This window comes from Streptomyces sp. NPDC102274 (assembly GCF_044766385.1).
Classification (GTDB): domain Bacteria; phylum Actinomycetota; class Actinomycetes; order Streptomycetales; family Streptomycetaceae; genus Streptomyces.
In genome coordinates, this window is record NZ_JBIWLW010000014.1 from 193,917 (window position 1) to 209,980 (window position 16,064).

Consider the following 16,064-nt stretch of genomic DNA (forward strand, 5'->3'; position numbering starts at 1 on the left):
CGATGAACCTCTCCAGCTTCGGCATCGGCGACAGCCTGGTGCGGGCGACGCTCGCCATCCACCAGCCGCCGATCGGCAGCAGCACCACCCCCGGCGCGCTCATGAAGACGTTCAATTTCGACTTCAACCCGTCCCAGCTGTCGCTGACCCGCAGGGCCCGGTGGAAGACCACGCCCACCGCCGCCGTGCGCGACGGCGCGGTCCCGGAGTTCATGGGGCCCGAGCCCCGGGAGATGACGGTGGAGATCTTCCTCGACCGCTCCGACGACCCGGAAAGCAACGATGTGCGCAAGAAGGTCGAAGCCCTCTTCTCCTGCTGCGAGACGACCAGCGCCAGCATCGCGGCCAAACAGCCGTCGACGCCGTGGGTGGTCTTCGAGTGGGGCGCCTTCTCCACCGCCCGCTTCAACGCGTACGTCAGCTCCGTGGAGGCCCAGTACACCCTCTTCAACACCAACGGGATGCCGATCCGTGCCGTCTGCCAGGTGAACCTGCACGAGATCCCGAGCAGCACCCTCGGCCAGAACCCCACCTCCGGCGCGCTCACCACCCGCCGCGTGCACCGGGTCGTCGCCGGTGACTCGCTCCAGCTGCTCGCCTGGCGCGAGTACGGGGACGCCACCGTGTGGCGCACGATTGCCGAGGCCAACGACATCGACGACCCGAAGGTGCTGACGCCCGGTGCCGAGCTGATGCTTCCCGCCGCTGAAGAGGTCGGCTCCTGATGTCCGATATCGGTTTCTCCAACATCCTCACGGTGCAGATCGCCGGCACGAAGCTCAAGTCCCCGGAGGACAAGAAACTGGTGGGCGGCCGGGTCGACTTCGGCGCGGGGGTGCCCGGCGCGTTCCAGCTCACCTTCCGTGACGAGAAGAAGGACATCCTCGCCAAGCTGAACGTCGAGATCGGTGCGCCCGTGGTCATCGCGCCCCTCTCGGACGGCAAGGGCACGCCGCTGATCACCGGAGAGGTCACCGCCCTGGAGACCGACTACGACCGCACCGGCACCTTCACCGTCATCCGCGGCTACGACAAGGGTCACCGCATGCTCCGGCAGCGCAGGGTCGCCGCGTACAGGAACAAGACCGCCACCGAGATCGCCGTCGAGCTGGCGCGCAAGAACGGCCTCCCGGTGGGGAAGACCCAACGGACCAAGGGCCAATACGAGTTCATCAGCCAGGCCAACGTCACCGACTGGGACTTCGTCCAGCGGCTCGCGGACGAGAACGAGATGGTGATGTCCGTCAACTCGATGGGCAAGTTCCAGTTCGTCAAGCGGCAGCAGGCGGCGCTGGCTCCCCCGGGGACCATGCCGAGCCGGAAGAGCGCGCTCCTCCTGAAGGGCGGCGAGGAGATCCTGCGCTGCCGCGCCGCCGTCACCTCCGCCGACCAGGTGACCGCCGTCGAGGCGCGGGGCTGGAACGTCACCAGCAAGCAGGCCCTCGTCTCCAAGTCGCCCGCTCTGGCCAACCCGGGCTTCGCCATCGGCACGACACCCTCCGAGGTGTCCAAGACCTTCGGCAAGGCCGAACTCGTCGAGACGGACACCCCCTACGACAAGCTGGACGAGGTCAAGCACGCCGCCGATGCCCTGGCGGACGACGTGACCTCCTCCTTCGCCGAGGTGGAGATCACGGCGCGGGGCAACACCGAGCTGCGTCCCGGCGTCGCCGTCACCCTCAAGGACGTGGGCAAGCCGTTCCAGGGCAAGTACACGGTCACCGCCGCCCGCCACACCTTCGGCGACCAGGAGCACTACGAGACGTTCCTGAACGTCAGCGGGCGCCAGTGGCGTTCGCTGTACGGGCTCACCTCCGGAGGCGGCGGGGCGGGCCCCGCCAGGCTGCCGAGCGTCGCCAACGCCCTGGTCACCGACGTCAAGGACCCGTTGAGGCAGGGCAGGGTCAAGCTGAAGTTCCCGTGGCTGGACGACCTGTACGTCAGCGACTGGACCCGCACCGTCCAGCTCGGCGGGGTCAAGGGCGGCAGCATGATCTCCCCGGACGTGGACGACGAGGTGCTGGTCGCCTTCGACCGCGGCGCCCTGGACCACCCGTACGTCATCGGCGGCCTCTACAACGGCGTCGACAAGCCGGACCCCGTCGACGTGCCGGTGTACGACCCGACGCGCGGCAAGGTCACCAGGCGCACCCTGTCCGACCGCAGCAACAACCGCATCGACCTGCTCGACCAGAGCGTCGGCCTCAAGCGCGGGGTGCGGCTCTCCACCGGCGACAACAGGCTCACCATCAATCTGGACCGGACGAAGACCGAGATCGTCGTGGACAGCAAGGGAAAGGTCTCCATCAGAGGGTCCGGCGCCGTGGCGATCAACGCGGGCGGCAATCTCTCGCTGAACGCGGTGGGTTCCCTGACGATCCGCAGCGGCGGACCGATGAACATCAACGCGGCGACGCTCAACGTGACGACCGCCGCGGCCATGTCGCTGACAGCGGAGGTCTCCCTGCAGATCAACGCGGGCATCAACATCGGTCTGAATGCCGTCACGATCAAATCCGCCGGCCTCCTCACCTCCAACACGAAGCCGGTGCTGACGGTAGGAGGGGTCTGATGGCGGAACAGTTCGTCGGCTCCGGCTGGGCGTTCCCGATGCGCATCAGCCCCACCGGCGGTATCGCCCTGGTCAGCGGGGAACGCGAGGTCGAGGAGGCGATCCGGCTCGTCCTGTCCACCGCACCCGGCGAGCGGCCGATGCGCCCCGAATTCGGCTGCGCCATCCACGACATGGTCTTCGCGCCCGTCAACGAGGCCACCGCCGGCCGTATCCAGCACGAGGTGCACAGCTGCCTCGACCGCTGGGAGCCGCGCATCGAAGTGGACGACGTCGCGGTGACCGCCGGCCCGGAACAGGGCGTGCTCTTCATCGACGTCCGCTACTCGATCACCGGCACCAACAACCCGCGCAGTCTGGTTTTCCCGTTCTACGTGATCCCCTCCCACGACGGGCCCGAGGGGTCCGGCACGTCCGACGAGCACCTTGGAAGCGACCGCTGATGGCCCTGCCCTCCCCCAACCTCGACGACCGGCGCTTCCAGCAGTTCGTCGACGACGCCAAGCGCTACATCCAGCAGCGCGCCCCCGAGTGGACCGACCACAACGTCTCCGACCCGGGCGTGACCCTCGTCGAGACGGTCGCCCACATGGCCGACCAGATCGTGTACCGGCTCAACCGGGTGCCCGAGAAGAACCACCTCGCGTTCCTGGACCTCATCGGGATCACCCTCTTCCCGCCCTCCGCGGCGCGTGCCGACGTCACGTTCTGGCTGTCGGCACCGCAGCAGCAGCCCGTCGTCCTGGCAACGGGCACCGAGGTCGCCACGGTCCGCACCCAGACCGAGGACGCGGTGGTCTTCGCCACCGAGCGCGAACTCACCGTGGTGCCATGCGATTTGTCGTACCTGGTGGTCCAGCGGGCCGACCAGGAAGCGATCGACCACACCTCCGACCTCGCCGAGTCCAAGGATGTGCACTGCTTCACGGAGGCCCCGCGCCCCGGTGACCGCATGCTGTTCGGGCTCAGCGCCGCCGTACCGGAGTGCGTCGTCGTCCTGGAGCTCGACAGCCAGGTGGACGGTGTCGGTGTCGACCCCAGGCAGCCGCCGCTCGCCTGGGAGGCGTGGACCGCCGACGGCTGGGTCACCTGCGACGTCGAGCGGGACACCACCGGCGGACTCAACCGCCCAGGCGAGGTCGTGCTGCACGTTCCCGGCGGTCACGCGCTCTCCCGCACCGGGCGGCGCGAGGCGGGCTGGCTGCGCTGCCGGGTCACCGAGCCGGACCAGGGCCAGCCCTTCTACACCACCTCGCCCACCATCCGCTCCGCCGAGGCGTTCAGCATCGGCGGCACCACCGGTGTCGTGCACGCCGAGACGGTGCGGGACGAGGCGCTGGGGGAGTCCACCGGGCTGCCGGGACACCGGCTGCGGCTGGCCCACAGCCCCGTCGTCGGCGACGCGCAGCCGCTGCTCCTCCAGGTCGCCGAGCGCGACGGCTGGGTCGACTGGGAGACCGTCGGCCATTTCGCCGCCTCGGGCCCCGCCGACCGGCACATCATCCTGGACGCCACCACCGGTGAGATCACCTTCGGCCCGTCCGTACGCGAACCGGACGGCACCCTGCGCCAGTACGGGGCCGTACCGCCCAAGGGCGCGCCCATCCGGGCCCGCCGCTACCGCACGGGCGGCGGAAAAGCCGGCAATGTCGCCAGGGGCGCCATCCAGGTGCTGCGCGACTCCGTCCCGTACGTCTCCGACGTCATCAACCGTGAGGCCGCGCGTGGCGGCGTCGACGGCGAGACCGTCGAGGAGGCGAAGCTCAGGGCGCCCATCGCGCTGAGCGCGCAGGACCGCGCCGTGACCCTGCGGGACTACGAGGAGCTGGCGCGGCGCGCGGCGCCCGAGACCGCGCGCATCACCTGCCTCGCGGCCGAGCCCGACGAGCACGGCGCGCACGCCGTACGGGTACTGGTCGTCCCGCAGGCCGTGTCCGACCCGGGCGGCCGGCTGCGATTCGAACAACTCGTACCGGGAGACGCCCTGTTGGCGCGCATCACCCACTACCTGGACGAGCGGCGCCTGATCGGCACCCGGCTGGCGGTAGGACCGCCGTTCTACCAGGGGGTGACGGTCGTCGCGACCGTGCACGCCTTCCGCGGCACCGACACCGACCGGGTCAGACGGCAGGCGCACGACGCCCTGTACCGCCATCTCGACCCGCTGACCGGGGGAGCGCACGGCACGGGCTGGCCCTTCGGCCGCCCGGTGCAGGCGGGCGAGGTGTTCGCGGTGCTGCAACGGGTGCCCGGCGTCGAGCTGGTGGACGAGGTGCTGCTGCACCCCGCCGACCCGCTCAGCGGCAAGCGCGGCGACCCCACCGAGCGGATCGACCTCGAACCCCCCGCGCTGGTCTTCTCGTTCGACCACCGCGTCCGGGTGATAGGCGACGCCTCGTGACCACGAGCGGGAGCGCGCGCGGCTCCGTCGACGGACTCGGCTCCTCGGCACCGCTGGGCGTGATGCTGCCCGCGGTCTTCGCCGACGATGATCTCGCCCAGCGCTTCGTCGCCGGGATCGACGAGGTCCTCGCACCGCTCCACAACGTGCTCGACTGCCTCGACGCCTATTTCACGCCGTCGCTCGCGCCCGCGGACTTCACCCGCTGGCTCGGCAGCTGGGTGGGCGCGGGGACCGAAGGGCCCGACGCGGCCGGCCGCGCGGACGGACCCGGGCGCCGTGACCTCACCGAAGTTCCGCTCACCACACCGGGCACCGGCCACCCGCGGGACTCCGAGGCGACGGTCGCACTGCGCGCCGCGGTGACCGCCGCCGTACGGCTGCACCGTATCCGCGGCACCCGGCAGGGACTGTCGGAGGCGGTACGGCTCGCCTTCGGCGTGGAGCCGGAGATCACCGAGAGCGGCGCGGCCGCCTGGGACGCCAGGCCCCTGGGCCCGGTCCCCGGCGGGACCCGCCCCCATCTGCATGTCACCGTACGGCTGCCGGAGCCCGGCCCCGCGGCCGAGCACCGGCTGGAGCGCCTCGTAGCGGCAGCTCGCCCCGCCCATATGCCTTACACGGTCCAGGTGACCGCCGCCGAAAGGACTTCCGACAGGTGACCAGTCAGCAGGCTTTCCCCTCCAAGCCACCTTCCGCCACGGCCGGAGACGTAACGGCGAACGAGCCGCGCCACTGTGCCGAGTGCGGCACACGGCAGAACCCGGGGCAGTCCTTCTGTGACGGCTGCGGCGCGGTTCTGAGCTGGACCCCGGACCCGCGGGAACGGGGTGCGAGCGGGGCGGGCCGGCAGCGTGGCGCGGAGGCTTCGGGCGCCGCGGGCGCCGAGCCGGGCTCGGGCACGGTCTCGCCGTTCGACGCGGACGCCGACGCCCGCAGCGCGGACCCGGTGCCCGAGCCGGTGCGCGCCCCCGTGCACGACGCCCCGCACGAGCCGGTGTACGAGCCCGTACGCGCCGATTCACCGGCGAGGGCACCCGAGGACGACGACACCCTGCCCACGATCCCGGTGACCCCCGCAGCGCCGACCGCCTCGCCGGTCCCGGTCGCTCCGGCCGGAGCCGGGGAGCCTGACTCGGACGCGAGCGCGCGGGCCAGGGCACTGCTCGTACCGGTCGCCGACCAGCGCGCCGCCGCGCCGCCACCGGAGGTCGCCCCGGTCCTCCCCGGCATGCCCGCCTCGGCCCGGCCCCGGGTCCAGGCCCCCAGCGGCGAACCCGCCGACGAGACCGGCCCCCCGTGCCCCTGGTGCGAGGTCGGCAACCGCCCCGACCGGCACTTCTGCCGTCGCTGCGGCATGTCCCTCGTGGAGCGCCCCGGCGTCCCGGAGGCCCGGCGCCCCTGGTGGCGCCGCATGTGGGACTTCGGCAACGGCCCGACGCCGTGGGCGGGCGACCGCCCGAGGCTGCGCCGGGGGATCGGTCGCGTCTTCCCCTGGATCGCGTACGGTCTCGCGCTCGGGCTGGTGATCTACGCGGCGTTCAACGTCAGTACGGCGTGGAACGCGGCGCGCGACCACTTCGCGAAGCGGGCCCAGATCACCCCGGACTCCGCCGCGGCGTCCCGCTCCTTCGGCGGCCACCCGCCGAAGCTGCTCTTCGACAAGATCAACAACAGCTGGTGGGGCCCCGGAGTCTCGCAGTCCGCCGAGGGCGAGTGGGTCGAGGCGCGCTTCCAGGAACCCACCCGTCTGCTGGACATCCTCATCACGTCCGGCATCTCCGCCAAGGCGTCCGACCTCACCGAGGCCGCGCTGCCGCACCGTATGGACGTGATCGTCACCACGGCCGACGGGAAGAAGACCACCCGCCCTATCAAACTCGACCAGGTGAGCAGCCCCCAGCAGCGGAAGTTCCGGGCGCAGAACGTCGTCAGCGTCCGGTTCGTCATACGCTCGGCGTTCAACGTGGGCTCCGACAAGCAGGTCTCGATAGCCGAGATCGAGTTCTTCACCCGCGCCGCGACCAGCGGCACGTAGGGGCCGGCCCCACCGCCGTCCGCCGGGCGCCCGCGTCTCCGACAGACTTCTGCGAAGGTCAGGTCGGGGAGGCGGGCGCATTCGTTCGAGGACCCGCGGCTCCCCTGTCCGCGCCGTGACCCGGTGCGTACAGGGCGCCGCTCCGGTCGTGCGGACCACGACGGTGAGGCTCCGGCTCCTCTTCGGCAGTTCGTGTGCCAGTGCGCCGGTGCGCCGTCCCACGTCCACCGCCGCCGGGACGCCGTCGGGTCCGCCCTCAGCTGATCAGGCCCTTGCCGCGCAGGTACGGGATGGGGGAGATGTCGGATCCGAAGCCGGGCCCGGTGCGCGCCTCGAAGTGCAGGTGCGGCCCCGTGACGTTGCCGGTCGCGCCGGACCAGCCGATGAGTGTGCCGCCCTGGACGCTCTGGCCGACGACGGCCTTCACCTCGGAGAGATGGGCGTACTGGCTGTACGTACCGTCCTCGTGGCGGATGACGACCTGGTTGCCGTAGTCCCCGCCCGCTCCGGCCGTGACGACCTCGCCGGGGCCGATGGCCTGGACCGGCGTCCCGGTGGGGACCACGAAGTCGACGCCGGTGTGCAGGCCGGTGGACCAGGAGGATCCCCGCTGGTGGTAGGGGGTGCCTGCCGGTCCCTCGACGGGCAGGGTCCAGCCGCCGGACACGTCGCCGCCGGCGGGGACCACCATCTGGGTGGCGGACTTCACGATGGCCTTGACGTACTCGTAGGTCATCCCGTCCGCCCCGCTCGCGCGCGGTACGCCACCGTACTTCTCGACCGTCTCCCAGCCCGCGTGGTGCCCGGCCAGGGCCAGTTCCAGGGGGGTACCCCGGTAGCCGGGGTACCCCTCGGCGGTGCCCAGGAGCCTGCACATTCTCTTGCCCAGTGACGGTATGGCGTCCGCCGGGTCGAGGATGTCCTCGGCGCCGTCGTTGTTGCCGTCGACGCCCTCGGTCTCCCAGTCGGCATCGGAGAACTGCGCGATGCCCCGGGTGACGGGCCGTTCGGTTTTCGGTCCATCGGACAATTCGTCGCCCAACGCATTTTCCTCGGGCGGGAGTTCGACGGGATCGCCTTCCCCGGAGAGACGCTCCTCGTCCGCCGGCCCGGCCGTCTTCCCGCCCGGCTCCGTCTCGTTCTCCGCTGCTTGCTGGTCCTCGGTCCGCGGGTCCGTCAGCGAGCCCCCGCCATCCGGCGGTCCGTTTGATCCGTCGGCCGCGATCGACCGGGCCCTCGGGTTGAAGTTGCTCGCCTGCTTCAACTGCGCGGCCAGCACGGGGGCGGTGAGCAGCTTGTCGTCACAGTCGGCCGCGGCGTCGCGTATGAGCTTCGCGTAGACGACGGGCACACCCACATCGCCCGCCTTCAGCGCGGTGCTCATCGGCGCGGGGACGTCTCCGCCGGTCGCCTCGCCGTCGTCGAAGGTGCCGAGCAGCAGGGCTCCGATTCCGATCGATACCGGCGTCATCACAACCCCGAAGATGACCGGCACCATCCAGCGAGCGATTCTCACAGGCCCGGCACTCCCCCATTCGACCGTCGCTGTGGGGCTCACTATGCCATCCGCCGCGCAAGGCCCTGCCGGCCCCATGGCGTCATGAACCGACCGTGTTCGACCGACGCCGCCCACTAGGGCCACCAAAACGAAAGAAGGACCCCCTCTGCCCTACGTTTCCGCAGGGCAGAGGGGGTCCGCCAGAGTGGAGCCTAGGGGAGTCGAACCCCTGACATCTGCCATGCAAAGACAGCGCTCTACCAACTGAGCTAAGGCCCCTCGGTGGATGGGTACGGCCGAGCCGCGCAGTAGCGCTCGTCCATCACCGGGACCAGGGTACCGGGTGTATCGAGTGATCCCGCAAAATGATGGGGACTCCCCGTGCACGACCACGCTCCGTAGGATGCCCCACGAGGTTCGCAGCAGCGAAGCTGCCGCATTGGGGAAGCGATGGGGAGACGCGCATGGACGCCACACAGCAGGAATCGACTGCCAGAGCCAGAGAACTTCAGCGGAGCTGGTACGGAGAGCCGTTGGGGGCGCTCTTCCGTCGTCTCATAGATGACCTGGGCCTGAACCAGGCCCGGCTCGCGGCGGTCCTCGGACTCTCCGCGCCGATGCTCTCCCAGCTCATGAGCGGTCAACGCGCGAAGATCGGCAACCCTGCCGTGGTCCAGCGGGTCCAGGCCCTGCAGGATCTGGCAGGTCAGGTGGCCGACGGAAGCGTCAGCGCCGGGGAGGCCACGGACCGGATGGAGGAGATCAAGAAGTCGCAGGGCGGCTCCGTCCTCACCGGTACGAGCCAGACGACGAACAGCTCGGGCGCGCCGACCGTGCGCCGGGTGGTCCGCGAGATCCAGTCCCTGCTGCGCTCGGTCGCGGCGGCCGGCGACATCATCGATGCCGCGGACTCCCTCGCCCCGACCCAGCCCGAACTGGCAGAGTTCCTCAGGGTCTACGGCGCCGGGCGCACCGCGGAGGCGGTCGCCCACTACGAGGCGCATCAAAGCTGACGGCGTACGGAACGACGGGGAGCGAGCGCGGCGCATGGGTGAGGTCTTCGCGGGACGGTACGAGCTGATCGACCCGATCGGACGCGGCGGTGTCGGCGCCGTCTGGCGCGCCTGGGACCACCGGCGCCGGCGCTACGTGGCGGCGAAGGTCCTCCAGCAGAGCGACGCGCACACCCTGCTGCGCTTCGTACGGGAGCAGGCGCTGCGGATCGATCACCCGCATGTCCTCGCCCCGGCCAGCTGGGCCGCGGACGACGACAAGGTCCTGTTCACCATGGACCTGGTGAGCGGCGGCTCGCTGGCGCATGTCATCGGCGACTACGGGCCGCTGCCGCCGCGCTTCGTCTGCACCCTGCTCGACCAGTTGCTGGCGGGTCTGGCCGCGGTGCACGCGGAGGGGGTCGTGCACCGCGACATCAAACCGGCCAACATCCTGCTGGAGGCCACCGGAACGGGCAGGCCGCATCTGCGGCTGTCCGACTTCGGTATCTCCATGCGCAAGGGCGAGCCGCGCCTGACAGAGACCAACTACGTGGTGGGAACGCCCGGTTACTTCGCGCCCGAGCAGATGATGGGCGCCGAGCCGGACTTCCCCGCCGATCTCTTCGCGGTCGGTCTCGTCGCGCTCTATCTGCTGCAGGGTCAGAAGCCGGACGCCAAAGCCCTGGTCGAGCATTTCACCGCGCACGGCACCCCCGGGGCGCCCCAGGGCATCCCCGAGCCGCTGTGGCAGGTACTGGCGGGCCTGCTGCAGCCCGACCCGCACGCGAGGTTCCGTACGGCCACGGGCGCCCGCAAGGCGCTGACAACGGCCGTGGAGCTGCTGCCCGAGCCCGACATCGACGACGAGATGGTCGAGGTCTTCGACCAGATCGGTCCGCTCCCCTCCGCGTTCGGCCCCGACGGTCCTGTCGGCCGCGTCGGTCCCGCCGGTCCTGTCAGTCCTGGCAGTCCTGGCACGGATCCCCGGACCGGCGGCCGCCCCGCCGCTCCGTACACCGACGCCACCGGCGGCCCGTACACCGATCCGCGCGGTGCTCAGCCGCCGGCCGGACCTGCGACGGCCGCGTCGTCCGTCACACCGCCGCCCTCGCCGTCCCCCACACCAGCGCCCTCGCCGTCCCCCACTCCGGCGCCAGGGCCCGCCTCCATGTCGGAGACCGGCAGTTTCCATCTCCCCCCGCCGCCGGGCCGGGACCACGTGTCCCAGCAGCCCCCGTACCCCCCGCAGCCCCAGCCCGCCCCGCAACAGGCCTACGTCCCGCCGTACCCGGCGCAGCACGTCCCCCCTCACTACGACTACGCCACCCCGCCCGACCTCTCCCAGGCGGAGACGGCGTCGGTCCTGCACGAAGACCCCCACACCCGGCCCTACACCGCTCAGAGCCCGCGGGTTCCCTTCCAGCAGCCGGCGGTTCCCCATCCGCGGACACCGTCCCACCGCGCCCCCGTCAAACGTCCGGGACCGCCCCCGAAGGTGACGGTCCCGGTCCTGCTGCTGGCGCTGGCCTCTTTCGCCGTGGGCATCTGGGCCCTCACCCAGATCCCTTGACCGCGCGCTCGCCCGGATCTGGAGGCCCGGACGCTCAGCCGGGTCCCGGTGCCGCGCGCCGCCGCGCGAGCAGCGTCCACACCCCCAGGCCCAGCACCAGCACGGTGCCCAGACCGATCCCGCCCACCGCGACCAGCGTCATCGTGCCGCTGTCCGACGCGGCGGCCCGGGGCTTCCCGTCGTCCGTCACCGACTGCCGGTCGTCCGGGTTCACGCTGAATTCGCCGGCGGGCCCCGCGTACGCCGGAGCGCCCTTCGGGTCGCCCGTGACGTCGACCCGCAGCGTCAGCCCGTACGGCCCCGGGCCGAACTCCTGGCCCACCTCCGGGTTGAGGCTGACGCGCAGGTAGTACCAGCCCGCGAACCTCATCTCCTTGTCGCCGGTCCGCGAGCCGAAGCGGTTCTCGTACGCCACCGGAGGCAGCGGGTCGAGGTCCGTCGTCTTCTGCTTCCCGTTGTACGAGAGCGAGTTGCTGGTGTCGACGAGCCCTCGCGCCGGGTTGTAGAGGGCCATGGAGAACGCGCCGCTCACAAACCCCGACCCCGACCCGGATCCCGTTCCCGCCGCGCTGCCCAGGTCCGCGCCGACGAAGATCTGCTGCCCCCAGTCCACCGGCACCCGGTAGAAGAGCGAGCCGCCCGGCTCGATCTGCGCCGTCCACTCGCCCTTCCCCAGCTCCGCGGCGTCGTAGAAGCCCGTACCCCCCGCCTGTGCCCGCGGCTCGCCGCCGGCCGGTTCCGGCGAGGCGCTGGGCCACCCCGAGGGCGCCTCGGACGGTCCGGAGCTCGTGAGCTCCGGCTCGGCGACATGGCGGATCTCCAGCCCCCACGGCTCGGGGGTGGAGGAGTCCTCACCGGTCCGCTCGATGACGGCGTAGTACGAGCCGGCTTCCTGGCAGGAGTGGGCCCCCTTCTCGACCGACCGGTAGGCATAGGCCGCGAGCGGCTGGGGGAATTTGCTCGCCGCGCCGAACTGCGCGTCGTTGGAGCTGCAGTCGCTGCCCTGACTGTTCTGCAGCGAGATCTTGATCTTGTCTCCATAGGCGACCGTCGTCCCCGGTCCGGGCACGGCGACGGCCGACACATAGGCGTTCGTCTCCGCGTCGAGGTTCAGCCGGTAGACGAGCGTGCCGCCGGGCTCGATCGAATCGCGGTAAGTGCCGCCGGCGTCAAGCTGCTTCGCCCCGCTCGTGGTCGCCGCTCCGCTGATCCGCTTCGCGCCGGGATCGAAGACGTACAGGCTCGGCTCACCGTCCGCCCTGGCCTGGCCCGGCAGCGCCGCCAGCACGCACACCGCCGCGCCCATCGCCGCCGCCCTGGCCGACGCCGCCCGCCCCCTGCTGCGCTGCCACTTCACGCGCTTCCCCTCGCCCTCTCGGCCCGCCTGGCCCCGTCCGGTCGGTCCATCCTGCCCCGGGGCTCCCTCCGCTGTCTGCGGGGTCCGCACGGTCAGCCGGATCACTCGCGGTCCACCCACCCATCCATTGCGTAAGCAAGTCAAGGATTCACGTGAGTGAATTCCCCGGGGGAGGGTACGGAGTCCGGACAGCACGGAGCCCCGACCGCTCGGCGGCCGGGGCTCGTATCAGGACTACTGCGTCTCACACACCCGAACCTGCGGGCACGGAGTCGGTCTCCTCCGTCCACAGATCCTGCTCGGCGCGGTCCGCCTGGATCTGGCGGTACACGAGGAGCCCGCCGATGGCGGCCAGTGCGACCAAGAGAAGCTTCTTCACCGCGCGACCTCGTCTTTCCTTGACGTAGGGGACTTCTGTTGCCCGACTATACACACCGACCGATACCGATCGGTGACCTGTCCACAACGCGGGGCGGGGGCTTCGGCCGACCATAAAGAGCGGCCAACCGGAATGGGTCCACGACCCAAAGACGCGAGTCCCAGTCGGATCCCACTCGGTCCCACTCGGGCCCCACAAGAAGAACCGCGAAAATACGATCGGCCCGTACGGATGCGATCCGTACGGGCCGATTGTCGCGGTGGGGCTAACAGGATTTGAACCTGTGGCCTCATCCTTATCAGGGATGCGCTCTAACCAACTGAGCTATAGCCCCGCGCTGCCCCTGAAGATTAGCGCACTTCAGGGCCAGCCCCAAAATCGATACCCGGCCCTCACTCGTCCTCGGCGAGCGTGAGCTCAACACCGCCCACAAAGCCCGCGGACAGGTTGTAGATGAAGGCTCCGAGCGTGGCCAGCGCCGTCGCCAGCACCACATCGATCACCGCGATGACCGACGTGAAGATGATCACTCGCGGCAGCGACAGGAACGACTGAAGGTCGAAGCCATTGCTCTCGTTCGAGCCCGTGGCCTCACTGATCGTCCCGCCCACCGTCGAGAAGACGCCCATCGCGTCCATGACCATCCACAGCACGGCGGCCGCGACGATGGTGCACAGACCGAGCGCGATGGAGAGCAGGAAACTCACCTTCATCACCGACCACGGATCGGCCTTCGCCACCCGCAGTCGCGCCTTGCGGGTACGCGGAGTCGTCCGCGCGCCCGTCCGCGGTCGGCGCACCGCGGAAGCGGAAGGAGCCCCCGAAGGACCGGCCCCACCGGAAACGGCAGATGTCACGGGAGCCCCTTGCTGGATCTGCTGTCCGCCCTGACTTGGCCCGCCGCCCTGTGGCGAGGGATACGCCTGCGGCGGGTGGTACGGCTGAGCGGCCGGCTGCGGCTGCCCGGCGCCGTACGTGTCGTAAGGGGGCTTCTGCCCCCGGGTGTCCGTCACCGTTACCCCCTGGGAGTCCGTGGCAGGGCCACGGGCACCGTTCGCTCCGGAAGCGGCCGATCCGGCGCCCGTGGCTCCACTCACGCTCTACTCCTCGTGCTCCCCGGCCGAAGGCTGAGTGCCCTCGGCGACGACCTCGGCCGTACCAGCCTCTTCGGTCCCCGGGTCATCGGTCCCGTCGACCTCTTCGGCTTCACGTCCCGCCTCGGCATTGCGCGCGATACCGACGACGGCATCCCGCTTGCCCAGGTTGATCAGTTGGACACCCATCGTGTCACGGCCGGTCTCCCTGACTTCGTTGACTCGCGTGCGAATCACACCGCCGCCGAGAGTGATGGCCAGGATCTCATCCGTTTCCTCCACCACCAACGCACCGACGAGAGAACCCCGATCCTCCACAATCTTGGCGGCCTTGATACCCAGACCGCCTCGACCCTGGACGCGATACTCGTCGACAGGGGTCCGTTTCGCGTATCCGCCATCTGTAGCAGTGAAGACGAACGTACCGGGCCGGACGACATTCATCGAGAGCAGTTCGTCGCCCTCGCGGAAACTCATCCCCTTCACGCCCGAGGTGGCACGCCCCATCGGCCGCAGCGCGTCGTCCGTCGCGGTGAACCGGATCGACTGCGCCTTCCGGCTGATGAGCAGCAGATCGTCCTCCGCCGACACCAGCTCCGCGCCGATCAGCTCATCGTCCGCGCCGTCGTCCGTCTCCCGGAGGTTGATCGCGATGACACCGCCCGAGCGGGGCGAGTCGTAGTCCTTGAGCGGGGTCTTCTTCACCAGACCCGCCTTCGTGGCCAGGACCAGATACGGCACGGCCTCGTAGTCGCGGATGGCCAGGATCTCGGCGATCCGCTCGTCCGGCTGGAAGGCGAGCAGATTGGCCACATGCTGGCCCCGCGCGTCGCGCCCGGCGTCCGGCAGCTCGTACGCCTTCGCCCGGTAGACCCGGCCCTTGTTCGTGAAGAACAGCAGCCAGTGGTGCGTCGTCGAGACGAAGAAGTGGTCGACGATGTCGTCTTCCTTCAGCTTCGTACCGCGTACGCCCTTGCCGCCGCGCTTCTGCGAGCGGTAGTCGTCCGTCTTCGTACGCTTCACATAGCCGCCACGCGTGATCGTGACGACGATGTCCTCCTCGGCGATCAGGTCCTCGATGGACATGTCACCGTCGAAGGGCACCAGCTTCGAACGCCGGTCGTCACCGAACTTGTCGACGATGACGGCCAGTTCGTCATGGACGATCTGCCGCTGCTTCTCCGGCGAGGCCAGGATCGCGTTGTACTCATTGATCTTCTGCTGGAGCTCGTCGTGCTCCGCGACGATCTTCTGCCGCTCCAGGGCCGCCAGCCGGCGCAGCTGCATCTCCAGGATCGCGTTCGCCTGGATCTCGTCGATCGTGAGCAGCCCCATCAGGCCCTCACGCGCGATCTCGACCGTGTCACTGCGCCGGATCAGCGCGATGACCTCGTCGATCGCGTCGAGCGCCTTGAGCAGACCGCGCAGGATGTGCGCCCGCTCCTCGGCCTTGCGCAGCCGGAACCTCGTACGCCGGACGATGACCTCGATCTGGTGCGTCACCCAGTGCCGGATGAACGCGTCCAGCGAGAGCGTGCGCGGCACGCCGTCCACCAGCGCCAGCATGTTCGCGCTGAAGTTGCTCTGCAGGTCGGTGTGCTTGTACAGGTTGTTCAGTACGACCTTGGCGACCGCGTCCCGCTTCAGGACGACGACCAGCCGCTGACCCGTACGCGAGGACGTCTCGTCGCGTACATCCGCGATGCCGCCGACCCTGCCGTCCTTGACCAGGTCGGCAATCTTCTGAGCGAGATTGTCTGGGTTGGTCTGGTACGGCAGCTCCGTGACCACCAGGCACTGGCGGTTCTGGATCTCCTCGACCTCGACCACCGCGCGCATCGTGATCGAGCCGCGGCCCGTGCGGTACGCCTCCTCGATGCCCTTGCGCCCCACGACCAGCGCGCCGGTCGGGAAGTCCGGGCCCTTGATCCGCTCGATCAGCGCGTCGAGCAGCTCCTCGTGGCTCGCCTCGGGGTGCTCCAGCGCCCACATCGCGCCGGCCGCCACCTCCCGCAGATTGTGCGGCGGGATGTTCGTGGCCATACCGACGGCGATCCCGGCGGAACCGTTGATCAGCAGATTCGGGAACCGCGCCGGCAGAACCGTCGGCTCCTGGTTACGGCCGTCGTAGTTGTCCGTGAAGTCGACGGTCTCCTCGTC

13 protein-coding genes and 2 tRNA genes are annotated in these 16,064 nt (G+C 70.2%); 8 read left to right on the plus strand and 7 right to left on the minus strand.

The window, feature by feature from the left end; translation table 11 throughout:
- Positions 1-2: 2 nt before the first annotated feature.
- The 6 genes from ACIRQP_RS20875 (at position 3) to ACIRQP_RS20900 (ending at position 7,011) form a co-directional block, all read left to right on the plus strand.
- On the plus strand, positions 3-725 hold the full coding sequence (locus ACIRQP_RS20875) for a peptidase M23 (protein ID WP_403892086.1): 723 nt from the start codon (positions 3-5) through the stop codon (positions 723-725).
- Entirely contained in the window at positions 725-2,572 is a 1,848-nt protein-coding gene (locus ACIRQP_RS20880; protein WP_403892089.1) for a VgrG-related protein, read from the plus strand. Before ACIRQP_RS20875 ends, ACIRQP_RS20880 begins: the two co-directional genes overlap by 1 nt.
- Positions 2,572-3,015, plus strand: coding sequence for a GPW/gp25 family protein (locus tag ACIRQP_RS20885; RefSeq protein ID WP_403892092.1), 444 nt, complete (start codon positions 2,572-2,574; stop codon positions 3,013-3,015). Before ACIRQP_RS20880 ends, ACIRQP_RS20885 begins: the two co-directional genes overlap by 1 nt.
- Positions 3,015-4,973 carry a putative baseplate assembly protein gene (locus tag ACIRQP_RS20890; protein WP_403892095.1) on the plus strand — a complete coding sequence of 653 codons (1,959 nt, stop codon included), beginning with the start codon at positions 3,015-3,017 and terminating at the stop codon, positions 4,971-4,973. Before ACIRQP_RS20885 ends, ACIRQP_RS20890 begins: the two co-directional genes overlap by 1 nt.
- Before the next feature lie 62 nt (positions 4,974-5,035).
- Complete coding sequence (locus ACIRQP_RS20895) at positions 5,036-5,635, plus strand: phage tail protein (protein ID WP_403892140.1); 600 nt, start codon at positions 5,036-5,038, stop codon at positions 5,633-5,635.
- Positions 5,632-7,011 (plus strand): NADase-type glycan-binding domain-containing protein, encoded by a 1,380-nt coding sequence (locus ACIRQP_RS20900; protein WP_403892098.1) that lies wholly within the window; start codon positions 5,632-5,634, stop codon positions 7,009-7,011. The genes ACIRQP_RS20895 and ACIRQP_RS20900 overlap by 4 nt, the downstream gene beginning before the upstream one ends.
- 256 nt (positions 7,012-7,267) lie before the next feature.
- Here the strand turns inward: ACIRQP_RS20900 and ACIRQP_RS20905 are convergent, their stop codons facing one another.
- Together ACIRQP_RS20905 and ACIRQP_RS20910 are read right to left on the minus strand one after the other, a co-directional pair.
- Complete coding sequence (locus tag ACIRQP_RS20905) at positions 7,268-8,527, minus strand: M23 family metallopeptidase (protein WP_403892102.1); 1,260 nt, start codon at positions 8,525-8,527, stop codon at positions 7,268-7,270.
- A 188-nt stretch (positions 8,528-8,715) separates the two neighbouring features.
- Positions 8,716-8,788: transfer RNA gene (locus ACIRQP_RS20910), tRNA-Ala, on the minus strand.
- 185 nt (positions 8,789-8,973) lie between these two features.
- On the opposite strand from ACIRQP_RS20910, the gene ACIRQP_RS20915 reads away from it, so the two are divergent.
- Together ACIRQP_RS20915 and ACIRQP_RS20920 are read left to right on the plus strand one after the other, a co-directional pair.
- Entirely contained in the window at positions 8,974-9,522 is a 549-nt protein-coding gene (locus ACIRQP_RS20915; RefSeq protein ID WP_403892105.1) for a helix-turn-helix domain-containing protein, read from the plus strand.
- A 34-nt stretch (positions 9,523-9,556) separates the two neighbouring features.
- On the plus strand, positions 9,557-11,074 hold the full coding sequence (locus ACIRQP_RS20920) for a protein kinase (RefSeq protein ID WP_403892108.1): 1,518 nt from the start codon (positions 9,557-9,559) through the stop codon (positions 11,072-11,074).
- 34 nt (positions 11,075-11,108) lie between these two features.
- On the opposite strand, the gene ACIRQP_RS20925 is transcribed toward ACIRQP_RS20920, so the two are convergent.
- The 5 genes from ACIRQP_RS20925 to gyrA all read right to left on the minus strand — a co-directional run.
- Positions 11,109-12,431 (minus strand): hypothetical protein, encoded by a 1,323-nt coding sequence (locus ACIRQP_RS20925; RefSeq protein ID WP_403892110.1) that lies wholly within the window; start codon positions 12,429-12,431, stop codon positions 11,109-11,111.
- Between the two features lie 244 nt (positions 12,432-12,675).
- Positions 12,676-12,810 carry a DLW-39 family protein gene (locus ACIRQP_RS20930; RefSeq protein ID WP_211266759.1) on the minus strand — a complete coding sequence of 45 codons (135 nt, stop codon included), beginning with the start codon at positions 12,808-12,810 and terminating at the stop codon, positions 12,676-12,678.
- Between the two features lie 260 nt (positions 12,811-13,070).
- Positions 13,071-13,144, minus strand: a tRNA-Ile gene (locus ACIRQP_RS20935).
- A gap of 58 nt (positions 13,145-13,202) precedes the next feature.
- Positions 13,203-13,823, minus strand: a complete 621-nt coding sequence (locus tag ACIRQP_RS20940) for a DUF3566 domain-containing protein (protein WP_403892143.1) — start codon at positions 13,821-13,823, stop codon at positions 13,203-13,205.
- Between the two features lie 87 nt (positions 13,824-13,910).
- A partial coding sequence (gene gyrA / locus ACIRQP_RS20945) for a DNA gyrase subunit A (protein WP_403892112.1) occupies positions 13,911-16,064 on the minus strand: 2,154 nt, incomplete at its 5' end.